Source organism: Gilliamella sp. G0441, from assembly GCF_050589305.1.
GTDB lineage: Bacteria > Pseudomonadota > Gammaproteobacteria > Enterobacterales > Orbaceae > Gilliamella.
In genome coordinates this window covers 380,453-399,808 of the sequence record NZ_JBNRJF010000001.1, presented here as the reverse complement: position 1 = coordinate 399,808, position 19,356 = coordinate 380,453, and the positions used below count along the sequence as shown (strand labels likewise).

At 35.0% G+C, this 19,356-nt stretch carries 12 protein-coding genes; 11 read left to right on the top strand and 1 reads right to left on the bottom strand.

What is annotated here, in order from left to right:
- Window positions 1–26: 26 nt before the first annotated feature.
- The 10 genes from aroC (at window position 27) to recB (ending at window position 13,707) form a co-directional block, all read left to right on the top strand.
- On the top strand, window positions 27–1,097 hold the full coding sequence (gene aroC, locus ACKJXD_RS01700) for a chorismate synthase (RefSeq protein WP_430875342.1): 1,071 nt from the start codon (window positions 27–29) through the stop codon (window positions 1,095–1,097).
- Window positions 1,098–1,110: 13 nt separating this feature from the next.
- On the top strand, window positions 1,111–1,866 hold the full coding sequence (locus ACKJXD_RS01695) for a TSUP family transporter (RefSeq protein WP_430875341.1): 756 nt from the start codon (window positions 1,111–1,113) through the stop codon (window positions 1,864–1,866).
- 406 nt (window positions 1,867–2,272) lie between these two features.
- Window positions 2,273–3,202 (top strand): LysR family transcriptional regulator, encoded by a 930-nt coding sequence (locus ACKJXD_RS01690; protein ID WP_430875340.1) that lies wholly within the window; start codon window positions 2,273–2,275, stop codon window positions 3,200–3,202.
- A 135-nt stretch (window positions 3,203–3,337) separates the two neighbouring features.
- A complete protein-coding gene (rpsO, locus tag ACKJXD_RS01685; RefSeq protein ID WP_065559597.1) occupies window positions 3,338–3,607 on the top strand; it encodes a 30S ribosomal protein S15 in 270 nt (89 codons plus the stop codon).
- A 309-nt stretch (window positions 3,608–3,916) separates the two neighbouring features.
- Window positions 3,917–6,031 carry a polyribonucleotide nucleotidyltransferase gene (gene pnp, locus ACKJXD_RS01680; RefSeq protein WP_430875339.1) on the top strand — a complete coding sequence of 705 codons (2,115 nt, stop codon included), beginning with the start codon at window positions 3,917–3,919 and terminating at the stop codon, window positions 6,029–6,031.
- 58 nt (window positions 6,032–6,089) lie between these two features.
- Window positions 6,090–6,908 (top strand): lipoprotein NlpI, encoded by an 819-nt coding sequence (gene nlpI, locus ACKJXD_RS01675; protein WP_430875338.1) that lies wholly within the window; start codon window positions 6,090–6,092, stop codon window positions 6,906–6,908.
- 379 nt (window positions 6,909–7,287) lie between these two features.
- Window positions 7,288–9,054, top strand: a complete 1,767-nt coding sequence (locus ACKJXD_RS01670) for a DEAD/DEAH family ATP-dependent RNA helicase (RefSeq protein WP_430875337.1) — start codon at window positions 7,288–7,290, stop codon at window positions 9,052–9,054.
- Between the two features lie 450 nt (window positions 9,055–9,504).
- On the top strand, window positions 9,505–9,801 hold the full coding sequence (locus ACKJXD_RS01665) for a YfcZ/YiiS family protein (RefSeq protein WP_220215489.1): 297 nt from the start codon (window positions 9,505–9,507) through the stop codon (window positions 9,799–9,801).
- Between the two features lie 10 nt (window positions 9,802–9,811).
- Window positions 9,812–10,267 (top strand): phosphohistidine phosphatase SixA, encoded by a 456-nt coding sequence (sixA, locus tag ACKJXD_RS01660; RefSeq protein ID WP_430875336.1) that lies wholly within the window; start codon window positions 9,812–9,814, stop codon window positions 10,265–10,267.
- Complete coding sequence (gene recB, locus ACKJXD_RS01655) at window positions 10,246–13,707, top strand: exodeoxyribonuclease V subunit beta (RefSeq protein WP_430875335.1); 3,462 nt, start codon at window positions 10,246–10,248, stop codon at window positions 13,705–13,707. The genes sixA and recB overlap by 22 nt, the downstream gene beginning before the upstream one ends.
- A gap of 140 nt (window positions 13,708–13,847) precedes the next feature.
- On the opposite strand, the gene ACKJXD_RS01650 is transcribed toward recB, so the two are convergent.
- Window positions 13,848–16,937, bottom strand: a complete 3,090-nt coding sequence (locus ACKJXD_RS01650) for a beta-galactosidase (protein WP_430875334.1) — start codon at window positions 16,935–16,937, stop codon at window positions 13,848–13,850.
- Between the two features lie 432 nt (window positions 16,938–17,369).
- On the opposite strand from ACKJXD_RS01650, the gene ACKJXD_RS01645 reads away from it, so the two are divergent.
- Window positions 17,370–19,082, top strand: coding sequence for a carbohydrate porin (locus tag ACKJXD_RS01645; RefSeq protein WP_220215485.1), 1,713 nt, complete (start codon window positions 17,370–17,372; stop codon window positions 19,080–19,082).
- Window positions 19,083–19,356 lie beyond the last annotated feature (274 nt).

Sequence of the window (19,356 nt, the reverse complement as noted above, 5' to 3'; positions counted from 1 at the left end):
TATGCATTAATCGGAATAAGGTTATTATGTCTGGAAACTCAATCGGAAAATTATTTAAAGTCACAACCTTTGGTGAATCACATGGCGTTGCATTAGGATGTATTGTCGACGGTGTACCACCAGGCCTTACATTAACGGAATCAGATTTACAAATAGATCTAGATCGCCGTCGTCCAGGCGCATCTCGTTATACAACTCAACGCAGAGAACCTGATCAAGTTAAAATATTATCAGGTGTTTTTGAAGGTCTAACAACGGGTACCAGCATTGGTTTAATGATTGAAAATACCGATCAACGTTCGCAAGACTATAGCCAAATAAAAGATATTTTTCGACCTAGCCATGCAGATTACACTTATCACAACAAATATGGGATAAGAGATTATCGGGGAGGAGGGCGCTCCTCTGCCCGTGAAACAGCGATGCGTGTTGCTGCAGGAGCAATAGCCAAAAAATATCTACATGAAAAATTCGGTATTCAAATACGTGGATATTTGGCACAAATGGGAGATATTGTGTGCGAATTAAAAGATTGGCAGCAAGTTGAACAAAATCCATTTTTTTGTGCAGATGAATCGAAACTTGAATCGCTCGATCAATTGCTTAGATCGTTACGAAAAGAAGGAGATTCGATTGGTGCTAAAGTGTGTATTGTGGCTGAAAATGTTCCAGTAGGATTGGGGGAACCTGTTTTTGATAAATTAGATGCTGAACTCGCCCATGCTTTAATGAGCATTAATGCAGTAAAAGGGGTAGAGATTGGCGACGGATTTGCGGTTGTCACTAAACGAGGAAGTGAAAATCGAGATGAAATCACACCAAATGGTTTTTTATCTAACCATGCTGGTGGTATCTTAGGCGGGATAAGTTCCGGGCAAACGATTATCGCCAATATTGCGCTGAAACCCACGCCAAGTATCGAAATATCAGGTCGTTCGATAAATGTATTTGGTGAATCGGTTGACGTTTCTACTCATGGGCGACATGACCCATGTGTAGGTATACGTGCGGTTCCGATAGCAGAGGCAATGGTGGCTATTGTTCTTATGGATCACTATCTCCGTTATCGGGCACAATGCAGCGATGTCAATTTATGATGAGCAATCGTTTATGAGTTATGAAATACTCGTTTTATTATTTGCCATCGCCATTTTAGCCGGCTTTATTGATTCCATCGCTGGTGGTGGAGGCTTATTAACTGTGCCAGCTTTATTAGCTGTTGGATTGCCTCCTGCTAGTGCTTTAGCAACAAATAAATTACAAAGTTGTGGTGGATCTTTTTCCGCAAGTCTCTATTTTATTCGTCAACGCATGGTTGATTTAAAACAGCAAAAGTGGGCGATTGCATTTGCCTTTATTGGTTCTGCTATAGGTACGATTTCAGTCATCCATATTCAAGCTGAATTTTTAAAACTTTTACTACCCATACTAACTATTAGCGTGGGCATTTATTTTTTACTTTCGCCAAAAGTAGGTGAAGATGATCGTAAAAGTCGGTTCTCTATCATTCAATTTGCACTAATACCAGCATTAGGAATAGGTTTTTATGACGGATTTTTTGGCCCCGGTGCAGGTTCATTTTACGCTGTGGCTTATATAACCCTTGCAGGTTTTAATTTAACGAAAGCAACCGCACATACCAAAGTTTTAAATTTTACTTCTAATTTAGCTGGGCTAATCTTTTTTATTTTAAGTGGCGAAGTCGTCTGGTCAATTGGTCTGATTATGTTAATCGGTCAATTTATCGGAGCAAGGCTTGGTGCAAAAATGGTAGTAACTAAAGGTCGCAGATTAATTAGACCCATGTTAATCACTGTTTCGACTATTATGAGCATCAAATTAATCTATGAAAACTTTTTTATTTAATGGCAAATAGAATCATCCAATGATAATGCAACTTTTTTAAATCGATTAATAAATTATCATTGTACATATAATTTAGTATTAAATTAAAAGGATTCTGTTGCTGTTCATTTAAACAATGTTAAGTAGTATATTTCATCAAATATACCTGTTAACTCACTTAATCAATTTGCAAAATTGAGCCTTCCATTAATTCCTATCAACAATTCCTCATAGAACATATTATTTTAGATTTACAACTCACCCTTTATTCATATATCCCAATCACATTTAAACAAATTGAATCTTATTACTTTTACTACTTACATTCAATTTAAAACAACAGGTTACTGCACATACGCAAGTTTTTGGTATATAGTAAACGTAATATTATTTAATAATGAGCGTATAAGACTTAATAAGTGATGATATGAAACTTCAACAATTACGTTATATTTTAGAAATTGCTCGTTCAGGTTCAATCAATGAAGCAGCAAAAAATTTATATATTACCCAACCGAGTCTTTCCACAGCAGTTAAAGAATTAGAGGCGGAATTTGGTATTGAAATTTTTGTGCGAACGTCTAAAGGCGTTTCATTATCCACTGATGGTGTTGAATTTTTGGGGTATGCAAAACAAGTCCTAGATCAAGCTGAATTATTAGAACAACACTATTCAAAAAAAGTCCCTTCAAAACAACTTTGCAGTATTTCCACTCAACACTATGCATTTGCTGTTAATGCATTTGTGAATCTTATCAAAAAAAATCACACTGATGAATATGAGTTTACCCTTAGAGAAACCAGAACATATGATATTATTACTGATGTGGCTAATTTACGAAGCGAAGTTGGGATTTTATATCTAACTGATTTTAATCAAAAAGTGATTCTGCGATTGCTGAAAGAACATCGGCTAACATTTCATCCACTGTTTGAAGCTCAACCCCATGTATTTATCAGTACCAATCACCCACTATCATCAATGAAATCGTTAACGTTGAATGACCTTGAAAACTACCCTTATTTGTCTTTTGAACAGGGGGAATATAATTCATTTTATTTTTCTGAAGAGATTTTAAGTACTGTTTATCATAAAAAAAGCATTCATGTGAGTGATAGAGCCACTTTGTTTAATTTATTGCATGGGTTAAATGGTTATACGATTAGTACAGGTGTGTTAAGTACGGATTTAAATGGTTCTGATATCTTATCCATACCACTTGAAGTTGATGAAAAAATTTTGATTGGTTGGATCACTTCGCAAAAAGTACAACTCAGTCTGTCAGCCCAAAATTATATTGAAGCGTTAAAAAAACTCATTCAAGAAGAGTATGGTTTTGAGCTTAAACAAAGCTAATGCTATACAATTCAAATTGCTATTTTGGTAGAATCCAGTATAATTGCGCACAATTCATATTTATATGAATGCCGAGGTGTGTCTGAATTAGAGATCGGACATGCCATGTTTTATATTAATTTTATGAGGTTTATTATGTCTCTAACTGTAGAAGCTAAAGCGAAAATCGTAGCTGAATATGGTCGTGGAACTAACGATACTGGTTCAACTGAAGTTCAAGTTGCTCTTTTAACTGCACGTATTAATGATTTACAAGGTCATTTTTCCGAGCACAAAAAAGATCACCACAGCCGTCGTGGTTTATTACGCATGGTATCTAGCCGTCGTAAATTATTAGATTATTTACGTCGTAAAGATATCGAACGTTATAACCAATTGATTCAAAAATTAGGCTTACGTCGCTAATCAAAATCTACTTGAAAGAGGCTTAGGCCTCTTTTTCGTTGTTAAAAATTTGAGCTTTGATATAATGCTCAGCTCAAAAGTAAAATTAAATTGTTTATTGTAAATCAACATATTAAAAGATTGTATCTCATGTTTCGCGCGACTAATGAGAGCTCTATAATTTATAGATCTGTCATTAGTCGTGACAGTGAAATAATCTTTTGTTGATGACCCTACATAGTTGAAATAAAAAAATCAATAAGTTGTACTTAATACTACTGCCTGTCGAGATTTTCATTTCAACAGCTTTATTAACAAGAGGATATTATTTTGTTTAATCCAACATATCAAAAATTTCAATATGGACGTCACACTGTTACTTTAGAAACAGGTATTTTAGCACGTCAAGCATCGGCTGCGGTCATGGTTAATATGGACGATACCGCTGTATTTGTTACGGTAGTTGCTAATAAAAAAGTCAAAGAAGGGCAAGACTTTTTTCCTTTAACCGTTAATTACCAAGAACGTACCTATGCTGCCGGTCGTATTCCCGGGGGATTTTTTAAACGTGAAGGACGTCCAAGTGAAGGCGAAACATTAATTGCACGTTTAATTGACCGTCCATTACGTCCATTATTTCCTGAGGGATTTGTTAATGAAATTCAAATTATTGCAACAGTTGTGTCAGTCAATCCGGATGTCAGTCCTGATTTAGTTGCAATGATAGGTGCTTCAGCTGCACTTTGCTTGTCAGGTGTGCCTTTCCATGGCCCTATTGGTGCCGCTCGAGTAGGTTTAATCAACGATGAATTTGTATTAAACCCATCAGTAAAAGAACTTCAAGATAGCCGTTTAGATTTAGTTGTCGCTGGTACGAAAAGCGCAGTATTAATGGTTGAATCTGAAGCAGATTTATTAAGCGAAGAGCAAATGTTAGCTGCTGTTGTGTTAGGTCATGAGCAACAACAAGTTGTCATTGATAACATTAATGAATTTGTGGCGAAAGCGAATCGTGAAAAATGGGATTGGGTTCCACCAGTTAAAAATGAAGCATTATACAATGCTGTTTCTGAACTAGCGAAAGATCGTCTTGGTGAAGCTTACCGCATCACAGAAAAACAAGCTCGTTATGCGCAAATCGATCTGATCAAAGAAGATGTACTAACCACTTTAAAAGCACAAGATGAAGAACTTGATGAAAACGAAGTGATGAACATCATTATTGATTTAGAAAGTCAAATTGTTCGTCAGCGTGTTATTGCCGGTGAGCCTCGTATTGATGGTCGTGAGAAAGATATGGTTCGGGCACTGGATATCCGTACTAATTTATTGCCAAGAGCACATGGTAGCGCCTTATTCACGCGTGGTGAAACTCAAGCATTAGTAACGGCAACATTAGGTACTGAACGTGATGCGCAGATTATTGATGAATTAACAGGCGAATACACCGAACGTTTCTTATTGCATTATAACTTCCCGCCATATTCTGTCGGTGAAACAGGTATGGTTGGATCACCTAAACGTCGCGAAATTGGTCATGGGCGTTTAGCTAAACGAGGTGTAGCTGCGGTTATGCCTAGCCAAGAAGAATTTCCTTATACGGTGCGTGTAGTATCTGAAATTACTGAATCAAATGGTTCATCGTCAATGGCTTCTGTTTGTGGTGCTTCGCTTGCTCTAATGGTTGCAGGTGTGCCAATTAAATCATCAGTTGCAGGTATTGCAATGGGATTAGTTAAAGAAGGCGATAAATTTGTCGTATTATCAGATATTTTAGGTGATGAAGATCATCTTGGCGATATGGACTTTAAAGTTGCCGGAACACGTGAAGGTGTTAGTGCCTTACAAATGGATATCAAAATTGAAGGTATCACCAAAGAAATCATGCAAGTTGCTCTTAATCAAGCGAAAGGTGCAAGATTGCATATTTTAACGGTAATGGATCAAGCGATTAATAAACCGCGTCAAGAAATATCAGAATTTGCTCCACGCATTTACACTATGAATATTAATCCGGATAAAATCCGTGATATTATCGGTAAAGGTGGCGCAACGATTCGTGCATTAACCGAAGAAACAGGCACAACCATTGAAATCTCTGATGATGGTACGGTTAAGATTGCAGCATCCGATGCGAACAAAGCTAAAGATGCTATGGAGCGTATCAATAATTTGGTTGCTGATGTTGAAATTGGTAAGATTTATACAGGTAAAGTAACACGAATTGTTGATTTTGGTGCTTTTGTATCTATTATCGGTGGTAAAGAGGGATTAGTTCATGTTTCTCAAATAGCCGATCATCGTGTTGAAAAAGTGGCAGATTATTTGAAGGTTGGTCAGGAAGTGAATGTGAAAGTTCTTGAGATCGACCGTCAAGGTAGAATTCGTTTAAGTATGAAGGATGCTATAGAACCAGCAATAGAAGATATACCAACTGCTGAATAAAAAATTACTCACTAGGGGTTTTAAAATGAAACTGTTCAACCTGAGGATTTTATGCTTTATGTTAGCTGTTATTCTTATGTCAGGTTGTTCAAAATCTCATTTAGTGCTCGCTGTTCCTGAGCAAGTTTCATATGATGATGAATTGAAAATTGCTCAGATCAGCCAACAATTATCCCGGAAAGATATTGATACTGTTACCCGAATGCAACTCATTTTTGAGCGGGGTATTGTGTATGATTCATTAGGTTTTAAGGCCTTTGCGCAAATAGATTTTTCGACACTATTAAGTTACAATCCTGAAATACCGGACGTTTATAACTTTTTAGGTACTTATGCGCTTAGAGAAGGTGATTTTGATGTTGCTTTAGTGTCTTTCAACACGACATTAGAGTTGGATTCTACTTATGCATATGCTTATTTGAATCGTGCTATTACGTTGTATCGTACAGGTCATTATCAATCAGCTGTAAGGGATGCAGTTAGATTTTATCAATATGATACCAACGAGCCAATTAGAATTATTTGGCTTTATCTTATTGAAAAAGAAATTGATGAAAAATCAGCATTAAATATGTTACAAAATCGTTATGATCAGCTAAATGATAAAACGATTTATGGTAGCAATATCATTGCATTTTATTTAGGTAAAATTAATGAATCTAAGTTAATGCAAATTGTTCAGGAGGACGTTGAAAATAATCGGCAATTAGCTGAGCGTCTTTGTGAAATCTACTTTTATTTAGGAAAATACTACCAAAATAAAGGTAATAATGAGCGTGCCAAAATGTTATTTAAATATGCTTTAGCTAATAATATTTATAACTTTGTTGAACATCAACAGGCACTCTATGAAATTAAGTTACTTGAGGAAAAGTAACATGGGTCATGCCAGTTTTAAAAGTGAAAATATTGTTATAGTTTAGTTCTGATTTTGCCAATAGTTATTCTAATATATCTGATAATACTAATTGGTTTATCCTTTATCGGATCAGAGTATGGTACAAAAATTAACTTTGTCCATATAACATTCACGACTTAAATTGATTAACCATTATGGAGATTGATTTTTTGTTGTGAATCGTAAATTTTCAATTTAGTGAGCTGGCATAAATTTATATATACTTTCATTTGATGGAAAAGCAGAAATTAAATAGGTTATTTAGCTTTGTTAGATAACTATATCGATTTAGTAATATCGATCGAAAATAATTTAATTAGAAAGTTTATATATATCATAAATTTATAAGCGAGTTTACATGACAAAAGAAGTTTCTTTTATTGACCTTGGTTTATCTGAGGACATCCTTAATGCGTTAAATGATCTTGGTTTTAGCAAACCATCTCCAATTCAAGCCGAATGTATACCACTATTATTAAATGGTAATGATGTTCTTGGAATGGCACAAACCGGTAGTGGAAAAACCGCAGCTTTTTCAATTCCGTTTTTAATGAATATTGATGCCAATTTAAAAGCGCCGCAGCTTTTAGTGTTAGCACCAACACGTGAGCTTGCGATACAAGTCGCTGATGCATGTGCTGAATATTCTAAATACATGAAAGGAATCAAAGTATTACCATTATATGGTGGTCAACGTTATGATGTGCAATTACGTGCTTTGAAACAAGGGCCACAAATTGTAGTCGGTACCCCTGGTCGATTATTGGATCATTTGAATCGTAAAACATTAGATCTTTCAAATCTTAAAGGTTTAGTGCTTGATGAAGCTGATGAGATGCTTAGAATGGGCTTTATTGATGATGTAGAAAGTATCATGGCTGCTATTCCTGAAGATCATCAGACGGCATTATTTTCTGCAACTATGCCTGCGCCTATTCGTCGTATTACTAAACGATTTATGCATAACCCAAAAGAAGTGCAAATTAAAGGTACCAATCAAACTGCTCCTGATATAGAACAAAGTTATTGGTTAGTACGAGGAATGCGAAAAAATGAAGCAATTATTCGTTTTTTAGAAGCTGAAGATTTCGATGCGGCAATTATTTTTGTGCGGACAAAAACAGCGACCCTTGATGTTGCTGAAGTGCTTGAGAAACATGGGTATAGTTGTGCTGCATTAAATGGTGATATGACTCAACAATTAAGAGAGCAAACACTCGATCGATTACGTAATGGTCGCTTAGACATTTTAATCGCAACGGATGTGGCAGCGCGCGGATTAGATGTTGAACGGATTAGTTTAGTTATTAACTATGATATTACTTTAGACTCAGAATCTTATGTTCACCGCATTGGGCGAACAGGGCGTGCAGGTCGTGCAGGTCGTGCAATTTTATTTGTTGATAGCCGTGAACGTCGTTTACTAAAAAATATCGAGCAAACTATTAAAAAACCAATCCCAGAAGTGGGGTTACCTTCTAAAGAATTATTAGAAAAACGTCGTTTAGTTAAGTTTAATCAGCAAGTACAGCAACAGCTTGAAAGTAACGATTTAGAACAATATCAAGCAATATTAAGTCAAATCCAAACTGAAAGTGGTGCTGATCTTGAAACGATTGCAACTGCATTATTGAAGCTTGCCCAAGGTGAGCGTCCATTAATTTTACCACCTGATCCGGTATTTAAACCATCTCGTGAAAATCGTGATCGAGATAATCGTGGTGGCGAGCGTCGACTACGAGGTGATAATCGAGAATCACCAAAACGCCGGGAACGACGTGATGTGGGTGACATGGATATGTATCGTATTGAAATTGGTAAAGAGAACGGTATTGAAGTTCGTCACATTGTTGGCGCTATTGCTAATGAAGCGGATATTAGTAGCCGTTATATTGGTAACATTAAACTTTATGAAACCCATTCAACGGTTGAGTTACCAAAAGGAATGCCAAAAGACATCCTTAAACATTTGGAAAAAGTCCGTGTACTTAATCAACCAATGAAAATGAGTTTAGTAAGCGGTGCTCAGTCTGATGCCAAACGGGGACGTAAAAGTAACCGAGCAGAATCGAACGATAAAAGTTTTGCAAAAAAACGCGGTCGTTTATCTGCACCTAAATTTTAATCATCATAACCTCTACCATCTGGTAGAGGTTTTTTTATTTTGTGCATGCTCTAAATCTTTTTAAAATTACCGAAACATTAACTATCTCAATCAAATTCAATCGCAATAATCTAAGTTGTACGCCTTCATGGTTAAACGGATTTGGATTCATAACAAAAGAATACTTTAACAGAACTGAAAATAAGGCAAAGTTAACTATCAACTGATCGTTTATTTGCTGATGAACGTTACTGACATATAGACAAGGTTTATTTTAATTTTTTTGATTTGAAAAAATTCAAATCACCACTTGGATTCTTGATTCCGTTTAGTCAATAACAAGGCTGTTTTATCTTTTAAAAAATGTTATCAAAGTAAAGCTATTCTAAATAAATCATGATGAGAATTTTGCCCTTAGATATGATTGAGAGTATACTACTGTCAATTTAATCGGTAAAACAGAGGTAAGGCATGACAGATTCTCTAAATAAATGTAAAGCAAATGATACTCCAGCTTGTTGTTGCGTAGATGTTGGCACAATCATAGATAATGAAGATTGCACCGCTGAGTACGAGCATGTATTTGCGACAGAGCCTGAAGCTCAAGCTAAATTAGCATCTTTAACTCAAGCTGCAAAAGATGTTGCAACTGAGCCTTGCGAAATTAACAGTAGTATTGACAAAGTTGACGGTGGTTTTAAATTAACGGCAAAATTTACTTTTTGTTGTGGTGCTGAATGTCTGATTTTTCAATTAAAATTACGCTAATTGGATATAAATGAAAGTTTGTATAATGCGGCATGGTGAAGCAGGTTATTCTGCTTCATCTGATTCAAGCCGTTCCCTTACTCCTTATGGAATTCGTCAAGCAAACCATGCAGGGCTGTGGCTTAAACAGCAACGTTTCCAATTTGATCTTGGTTTAGTTAGCCCTTATTTACGTGCCCAGCAAACACTGGCAGAATTATCGACACAAGTCTCTGTTTTAAAAGTCGAAACTGAAAAACTTTTAGTTCCAGGTGGTAATCCTACCTATATCGCCAATTTATTATCGACATTTCCTTCTCAAGGTGTCGAGCAAGTGATTATTGTTTCACATCTTCCATTAGTTGGATATTTGGTTAATGAACTTTGTCCTGATGTCGCTCCACCAATGTTTCCTACGGCATCAATTGCCTGCATTGAGTTAACAACAAATATTGGAAAGCTTGAATGGTTTCATCAGGCGGAGTAAGAAAACTCAATCTCTTTGATTTACCGTTAACAGGTCGAACATTAATCGAAGCATCGGCAGGTACTGGTAAAACTTATTCGCTTGCCTTTATATATTTAAGGTTATTGCTTGGCATTGGCGAAAATAGCTATCCAACACCACTTGATGTTAGCCAAATTTTAGTGGTGACGTTTACTAAAGCAGCCACTCAAGAGTTACGTTCACGTATAAGACAAAACATACAAGAATTAAGGCTTGCATTATTAAATGGTGAACATGATGATCCTATTTATCAGCAACTAATAGCATTAATTATTGATCGTCAACAAGCGATTCAACGGCTAACTGATGCTCTACAATCAATGGATGACGCAGCAATTTACACGATTCATAGTTTCTGTCAAAGAATACTGACTAGCCATGCGTTCGAATCAGGAGTGCTGTTTGAACAAAAATTAGTTACTGATGAGTATCAATTGCAATTACAAGTCGTGCAAGATTTCTGGCGTTACTATTTTACACCACTTGAAAAATCATATGTTTATTTAGTTCGAGACTGTTGGAAAGACCCGACGGAATTATTAGCCGATATTACGCCTTATTTATCGAAAACCTATAACGAGAAAACTGAGTTAAACCTCAATGTTGCCGAAGCTATAGCTGAATTTTATCAGCAAAATTTTAAAATGATTGAAACGGTAAAAAAAGCGTGGTTAAAGCATGTTGATCAATTAGCGGATATCATTAATCAATCAGGAGTTAGTAAACAATCCTATAGTAGCCGATATTTGCCTATTTGGCTTGCAAAAGTCTCAGAATGGGCAAACAGTACAACCCACACTTTTGTGTTACCTAATGAGCTAGAGAAATTTTGTCAATCCGTTCTGACGAGTAAAACAAAAGAAGGAAAAACCGTTCCAAATCATTTTGTTTTTACTGAAATTGAGATGTTACATAAGCGTAAACTGGATTTGCGAAGCCATATTCTAATGGATATTGTAGCCATAATCCAAAAGGGCATTTATGATGAGAAAATTAAACGCACTGAGATAAGTTTTAATGACTTGCTTTGGCAGCTTAATCGGGCGTTAGTAACACGAACAGGGAAACGATTAGCACAAAGTATTTCAAGTAAATATCGGGTTGCGTTAATTGATGAATTTCAAGATACTGATCCGATTCAATACCAAATCTTCGATCGTATTTATGATAATAAACGTGTTGACACGGGGTTGCTATTTATAGGCGATCCTAAACAAGCTATTTATAGTTTTCGTGGTGCGGATATTTTTACTTATCTTAAGGCAAAACGTTCAACTGGTGATAACTATTTTACGATGGATGTGAATCATCGTTCCTCATCAGCTATGGTAAAAGCAGTGAATCAATTATTTGCTTACCATGAAAATCCGTTTGTTTTTAATGATATTCCTTTTTTACCAATGAATTGTGCAGAAAAAAATAAGCAAAAATCATTACTAATTAGGGAACAAGAAGCAAATGCTTTAACCGCTTATTTATTGCCTGAAGAGGTGACAACCAAAGCGGATTATCAAGAACAGATGGCAAATTGTTGTGCTAAGCAAATAGTTCATTGGTTATCTGACACTTCAATTTTGATTGGTGATAGTAAGGCTTATCGTCCAATATCGACTTCGGATATAGCGATTTTAGTACGAACGGGTAGAGAGGCTGAGATTATTCAGCAAAAATTAGCCGTCTGTGGTCTCAAAAGTGTCTATTTATCCAATCGTAATAGTGTGTTTGAATCTGATGAAGCAAAGGATGTACTTTGCCTTTTACAAGCAGTATTGATGCCAGAAAATGAAGCCGCTTTACGTTTGGCTATGATGACAGTGTTATTAGGACAGACGATGTCTGAGCTTGAACAAATCACCGAGGATCAAGATAAATGGGAAAGTTTAGTAGAAGAATTTAAGCAGTATCAGGTTACCTGGCAGTATTATGGTGTATTAGTGATGTTGCGTCGAATGATGAAAAAACGTCATTTAGCGGAAAATATTCTGGCTCGGCAAGATGGTGAGCGAATCTTAACTAACTTTATGCATTTAGGTGAGTTGTTACAAGAAGCAGCGGATGATTTAGATAGCCCACACGCCTTAGTACGCTGGTTAACAAAACAGATTGTTAATCCTGATTTTAATATCGAAAATCACGAACAGCGCCTTGAAAGTGATGAAAATCTTATCAAGATTATCACTATTCATAAATCAAAAGGTTTAGAGTTTCCTCTAGTCTGGTTACCTTTTATCTGCCAATATCGTGTTGCAGATACGCAATTTTATCATGACAAAAATAACGATTTTCAGCAAACTTATGCTTGGTTATTAACAGATGAAATAAAGCAACAGATAGAAGATGAACGCATAGCTGAAGACTTACGATTACTCTATGTGGCAATGACGCGATCAGTTTATCATTGTAGTATTGGTCTTGCTTCAATGAAGAAGAATCAATCAGCGATTCATTATCTTTTAAAGGATGAGTTGAAAAATATTGCTGAAATGGGTGATTTAATTCAAGTGGAATTACCGCTGATCAGTGATAAATACACAACTAGTCATCAACCAAACCAATCTTTAACGGCTAATGTATTTAAACGAAAACTTGATAATCATTGGCGTGTAACAAGTTATACCGAACTGCAAAAACAGCATCCTATTGTGATGGTCAATCCAGAAATAACAGACGATTGGGATGAAGAGCCGATAGAATCTCAAACTGCTTTAGAGACAGCGTTAAAATATGATATTCATCATTTTCCCAAAGGGGCTTATGTTGGTACATTACTGCATCATATAATGGAAAATCTCTCAGAGAAGAATATCGAAGCATTATGTAGCGATACGATTGTAAAACTTAATTTAGATAAATCTTGGCAACCGATTTTATTAGAATGGTTACACCAAATATTATCCACAAATCTCAATCAACACGGTTTAGTTCTATCAAATGTATTAACAGGAAAATGTATTAATGAATTACAATTTTATTTTCCTATACGTCAAGCAATAAGTTGTGAACAACTTGATAGTATTTGTAAAACCTATGATAACTTATCTTCTCAATGTCCTATGCTCAATTTTGAAACAGTACAAGGTATGCTAAAAGGATTTATTGATTTAGTGTTTGAATATCAAGGTAAATATTATATTGTTGATTATAAATCAAATTGGCTAGGTTATTCTGCGGAGGATTATGGGCCAAAAGCATTAGAAAGAGTGATGTGTGAACATCGCTATGAATTGCAATATCAACTTTATAGCCTTGCGTTGCATCGTTTTTTAAAAAAACGATTGCCTAATTATCAATATCAAACTCATTTTGGCGGAATTTATTATCTATTTTTACGAGGTATGCCTGAGCACGGTATTTTTTATCATCTTCCTGAACAAGCTTTTATTGAAGAGTTAGACAAATTATTTGATGGTGTTAATTAAAACAGTTTCAAATTGTTTAAATCTTTGCTCCAAAATTCGGATATTTAATTATTTGTAATTGATTTTCATATAAAGTACATAACTATAAGGCATAAAATATTATGTCTTATAGTTATTACCTTATTGCATTAGCAATCTTCTTAGTTAACCTCAAAGGTTAATTGATAACGATAATGTTTATTGGTCAATAAAAATTCTGGATGAACGTTTGGTGTCCATGAGTCATCGCCACCAACGCCCATATGAAAGGCATCAATACTGACATAAGCATAAGGTTCCGGAACCAAAAGATGGCGATGGGTAACAGCCATCAATTGTTTTGTACCATATTGGTTGATGTTAAATTGAAATTGCTGACCTGTAATTGTCATTTCGTTAAGTTGTAATTTTTTTACATCACAGCGTAGACCATTTTCACAAGGATAGATATAAGGTGTATAAAGTTCAGAAAATGGTAATGACCATCTACAAAAAATAGCTGAGTCTTTGCGGTCGGGATAATTTTCATGGGGACCTAATCCTAACCATTCAACTTTTTCTGGGATTTCAGTAAGTTGATAGGTTAAACCAATACGAGCAGGAGCAGGCATATTATTGGCAATATCTACTTCAACAGATAATGTTAAACAACCATGCTGATCAAATTGATAAATCCATTTGCTTTGAATAACTCTCTGGCTTTCGACAAAATAGCCGTGTAACACTTCGATAATAATATTGCTAGATGATTGTGAAGCTTGCATACCAAGACATTTATGGCTTAGATCAAAATAACCAGCAGCTTTCCACTGTTCAACCCATGCAAATGGATTATTATTGCTATCAAAGTCGCCACTGATACCAATATCGTTGTCAATCGCTGCTCGGATAAATTGGTCACAAAATGGTGAAGCCAATAAGGGTTTATCATTTTTAGTCCATTGACTAAGATAACCTGTAGTTTTATCAAATAACCAATTTTGACTTTGATGAGAAATCAAATAATTGTTTTTATTTTCCTCTAATGTCATTGATGTTCTCAATTTGCTTAACTTAAGAGGTGGAATGAATACGTTTTCAAGTCGCCACTGTTCCCATGCGACAAGGTGCCCCACCGGTGACCAAGGTGTCTCTTCTTTTTGAATGATAATGACAGAAAGATGGACATCTTCACAATTGATATAATTAGGCAAACTTTCTAGTAATTTTATTCTTAGCGTACTATCTGGTTGCATATTTAATGTAATTTGACCGTTTTTTTGTTTTTTGCCGTCGATCAAGATCTCCCATTGCAACAATTCATTATCAGTTTGACGAAATAAATATTCATTCGTAATTTCAACAATTAACGGTTTTTGACTAATGAGTTTGAATTGAAAAGGTTGTTGAACTTTTTTGGCTTCGATTAAGCTTGGATGTGGTTTTCGATCAGGAAAGACTAAACCATCTAAACAAAATTGTCTATCGTGATAGGCCTCGCCAAAATCTCCACCGTAAGCCCAATAATTTTCCCCCGATGAGGTACGGCAACCAATGCCATGATCTGCCCATTCCCATATAAAACCTCCTTGTAATCGTGGGTACTGTCTAAAAGCTTGCCAGTATTTATAAAACGCGCCGAGACTGTTACCCATAGCATGTGCATACTCACATAAAATTAATGGGCGATGTTCATCGGGTAGTGAAATCCATTTTTTAATTGCCCATTTAGGTACTTTGGGATGAACTTGATCTTGGTCTACTCGAGCGTACATAGGGCAAATAATATCGGTAGCAGCCGTATTTGCCCCACCACCTTCATATTGAACAGGTCGTGTAGGATCATTACTTTTGATCCAAGCATATAGTGCATCATGTGATGAACCATGTCCGGATTCATTACCCAGTGACCAGATAATAATAGATGGGTGATTGCGATCCCGTTGCACCATGCGTGTAACTCGTTCACTATAAGCCGCTAGCCAATAAGGATCATCTGATAAACGGGACATAGGGAACATACCATGAGATTCTATATTGGCTTCATCAACCAAATAAAGACCGTACTGGTCACAAAGTTCGTACCAGCGAGGATCATTCGGATAATGGCTGCAACGTACGGCATTAAAGTTATGCTGCTTAATTAATTTTATATCATGCAGCATTGCGTCTTCTGTTATGGCATAACCTAACGCAGGATAAAATTCATGGCGATTGGTTCCTTTAATGAGTAAAGGTTTACCGTTTATACAAAGTTGACCATGTTTGATCTCCACAACTCGAAAACCAACATTGTAAGCTTCGGATTCAATTAGTCCGACCTTTTTATGATATAAACTGATTACGATACGATAAAGATTTGGTGTTTCAGCACTCCATAATTTCGGTGAGGTAACCGGAATATGACAAAACAGGCGATCATGATAATTTCCTTTTTCATCAATAATTTCGGTACCAATTAGTTGAAATTGTCCCGAAATTAATTCATCTTTTTCCCATAATTCAATCCCAATATTAAGTTGATCCATGTTTTCATTGTGTTTAACGTCAACTTGAACATTTAATGTAGCATTTTGATAACATGCATCAAGAGCTGTTTCAATTTGTATATTTTTAAGGTGTGATTTAGGTTTATTCAACAGCGATACGTTTCGAAAGATACCACTTAAGCGCCACATATCTTGATCTTCTAGATAGCTTCCGTCACACCATTTTAAAACTAATACTGCTATTCTATTTTGTCCAATTTTTAAATAAGGTGTTAAATCGAATTCTGCTGCTATCCGACTATCTTGTGAATAACCAACCCATTGACCATTACACCAAAGATGAAAAGCAGATCCGACACCGTCAAAAATAATTCTTGTTTCACCTTTTTCAAGCCATGCTTGGGTAATATTGATATAACGAGAATAACAACCGGTAGGATTATCATCTGGAACAAATGGAGGGTTATAGGGGAATGGATAACGTATATTGGTGTAGACTGGCACATCATAGCCATGTAATTGCCAATTGGATGGAACAGGAATAGTTTTAGTGTCTATTTCTTTCTCTAACCATGATTCTGGCACTTGTTTGGGATTATCAAAATAGCTAAAAAACCAATCGCCATTTAAAGATAATATTGATTCAGAATCAATATTATTTTTAGCTTGTAATTTATCACGCCAACTGTGGAATTTAGGATGCGTCTGAAGCCTATTAATACTTAGAACAGATAAATTATTCCAATCATTTCTGTTTATGATTGCATCTAAAGAGAGATTCATTTTTTCACCATTTTAATCTTAACAATTTAGTACCAAATGATTTACGTTAATCTAACTAATTTTTGAATGCGTATTCATTATAAATAAATTAAATAATAAAACAGTGATCAATATATCATTTGTGTAATCGGATACATATATAAAATTTAATGTTTTTTGATTATTTTTAATAGTTTTTTTTGTATACGGTAACAAATTATGTATAAGATAATATTTTCAGTATTAATGTGATTTAAGTCACAACAATAGGATTTAATTTTTGAATCATTTTTTTTCTTTGTTATATTGAAAGTGCTTATTATTAGCTGTTGGATTGCTACCGATATAAAGCGGGCAAAACCTAAAGAATAGTGATTACCTATTCTTTAGGTTTTTTTTTGTCTCAAATTTATGAGATGTATTAATGAATTAATCAATAATGAGTGGGAAAAAATGAAATACTTATCAAAATCTGGATATAAAGTAAAACCAAAACGAATTGTATTAATTACTCTGCTTAGTTTGTTTTATTTGCCAAATGCGATGGCAGCTTCTCAAGATGAATTAGAAGCTAGAATTAATTCATTAGAGCAAAGGTTAATTAGTCTGACAAAAGAGTCAATTGATTTGAAAAAACAGATAATTGAATCAAATAAGCAAATAGCACAGTTAAATCAAAACTTACAGAAACAACAGTTGGTTATTAATAATCAACAAAAAGAAATTAAAATTCATACCGCTGCAATTAAACAACAAAAATCAGTTGATTTACAACCAGTCGGTATTACGCATCCTAATAATGATAGACAAATTGTGTTAGTTAATCATAATCCTGTCGATGTCATAGATAATGAAACTGTTGAGTATAAAAAGTCATTCACTTTAACAGAATTCAAAGATTATATTAAAGAAGAAATTGGTTTCTCCTTTAATGGATATTTCCGTGGTGGTTGGTCAACATCCACCAATGGTAAACCAAAAAATTATGCTGAAGGTGCTTTAGGCCGCTTTGGGAATGAATATGGAGGTTGGTATGATCTCGTCTTTAAACAAAAAGTTTATGATCAAGATGGTCATCGGGTTGATGCAATTGTCATGATTGATGGTAATGTGGCAACCGATAAAGCAGCAGGTTTATTCAATACACAAGACGACAATATTATGCAGTTTTCTGATATCTACTTAGCAACTAAAGGATTTGTTCCTCACTTTCCTGAAGCGACTTTGTGGGTAGGTAAGCACTCTTTACCGTATAATGAAATTCAAATGCTGGATTGGAAAACACAAAAATCTCCAGCTGGTGGCGGTGTTGGTGTTGAAAATCTGGAAATAGGTGTTGGTAAACTTGATTTAGCGCTATTGCGTGCTGATGTGAACGTGAAAGTTAATAAAAAAATAGCCGGAACAGATGAAATAAAAGTCAAACATGAAGATGTTGATGTCAATGAAATTGAAGTGCGTTACCGAGATATTCCTTTATGGAAAGATGCTTTTTTTGCGGTTAATGCTCGATATTCAGCGCCAAACAAATCGAAACTTCAAGATGATGTCACTATTAAAAATGCTTGGGTAGGAAGCGTTGTTTTACGCCAAAATAATTTCCTGGGTGGGTTTAATCAGTTAACATTACAGACAGCAACCAATTCCGTTGCATCTCATTTAGCCAATATCAACACCAATAATCCTGAATTTGCTGCTAATGCGAATAACGACTATATAGGTAAACATACTGGTGGTAAAGCTTATCGATTAGTTTCAGAAGGCGAGGCGTATTTATCTGATAATGTTATCATGGCGCATGCGTTAGCTTTAACAACTGGTAAAGATGTTTATTCTTATGATTTAAATTTACCTCATACCGATTTTACCAGTTTTAAGTCAGCAGTAAGACCAGCTTATATTTGGGATCAATATAATCAAAGTGGTGTTGAATTTGGTTACTTTAACCAAAAAAATAAAGTTAATGGAAAAACTTATAAAGAAGAGGGGTATAAAACAACGTTGTATCATTCGTTTAAAGTAGGGGAAAGTATTTTATCTTCACGACCTGACATTCGTTTTTATCTTTCTTATATTGAGTCATTAAATAATGATATTAGTAAATTTGAATTTAATGGCAAAAAACGCCAAATTAGTTTTGGTGTACAGACTGAAGTGTGGTTTTAATTTTTTATAATGTCATAGAGACTTAATCTGTCAATATTAAACTGTTTAATCAAGTCTGATTTTATTTATAAAGTTTACATGAGCAGATATGAGTCTCTATACTTTTTTTGAATCGGAAACTATTACGATAGCAGGAATGGGTTTCAATGAATAAAGTTTTAATTTGATTTAAAGCTTTAGCTTTTTGATAAAATAAAAACAAAATACTAAATTTACATACTAAAAGTGTTTCATCTTAACAACGTTAAGATGAGTTTATAGCATATATATAGAT

Bases quoted from the DNA above. Each gene is read 5' to 3' on its own strand.
- aroC (WP_430875342.1), top strand. From the start codon at position 27: ATGTCTGGAAACTCAATCGGAAAATTATTTAAAGTCACAACCTTTGGT.
- ACKJXD_RS01695 (WP_430875341.1), top strand. From the start codon at position 1,111: ATGAGTTATGAAATACTCGTTTTATTATTTGCCATCGCCATTTTAGCC.
- ACKJXD_RS01690 (WP_430875340.1), top strand. From the start codon at position 2,273: ATGAAACTTCAACAATTACGTTATATTTTAGAAATTGCTCGTTCAGGT.
- rpsO (WP_065559597.1), top strand. From the start codon at position 3,338: ATGTCTCTAACTGTAGAAGCTAAAGCGAAAATCGTAGCTGAATATGGT.
- nlpI (WP_430875338.1), top strand. From the start codon at position 6,090: ATGTTAGCTGTTATTCTTATGTCAGGTTGTTCAAAATCTCATTTAGTG.
- ACKJXD_RS01670 (WP_430875337.1), top strand. From the start codon at position 7,288: ATGACAAAAGAAGTTTCTTTTATTGACCTTGGTTTATCTGAGGACATC.
- ACKJXD_RS01665 (WP_220215489.1), top strand. From the start codon at position 9,505: ATGACAGATTCTCTAAATAAATGTAAAGCAAATGATACTCCAGCTTGT.
- sixA (WP_430875336.1), top strand. From the start codon at position 9,812: ATGAAAGTTTGTATAATGCGGCATGGTGAAGCAGGTTATTCTGCTTCA.
- recB (WP_430875335.1), top strand. From the start codon at position 10,246: ATGGTTTCATCAGGCGGAGTAAGAAAACTCAATCTCTTTGATTTACCG.
- ACKJXD_RS01650 (WP_430875334.1), bottom strand. From the start codon at position 16,937: ATGAATCTCTCTTTAGATGCAATCATAAACAGAAATGATTGGAATAAT.
- ACKJXD_RS01645 (WP_220215485.1), top strand. From the start codon at position 17,370: ATGAAATACTTATCAAAATCTGGATATAAAGTAAAACCAAAACGAATT.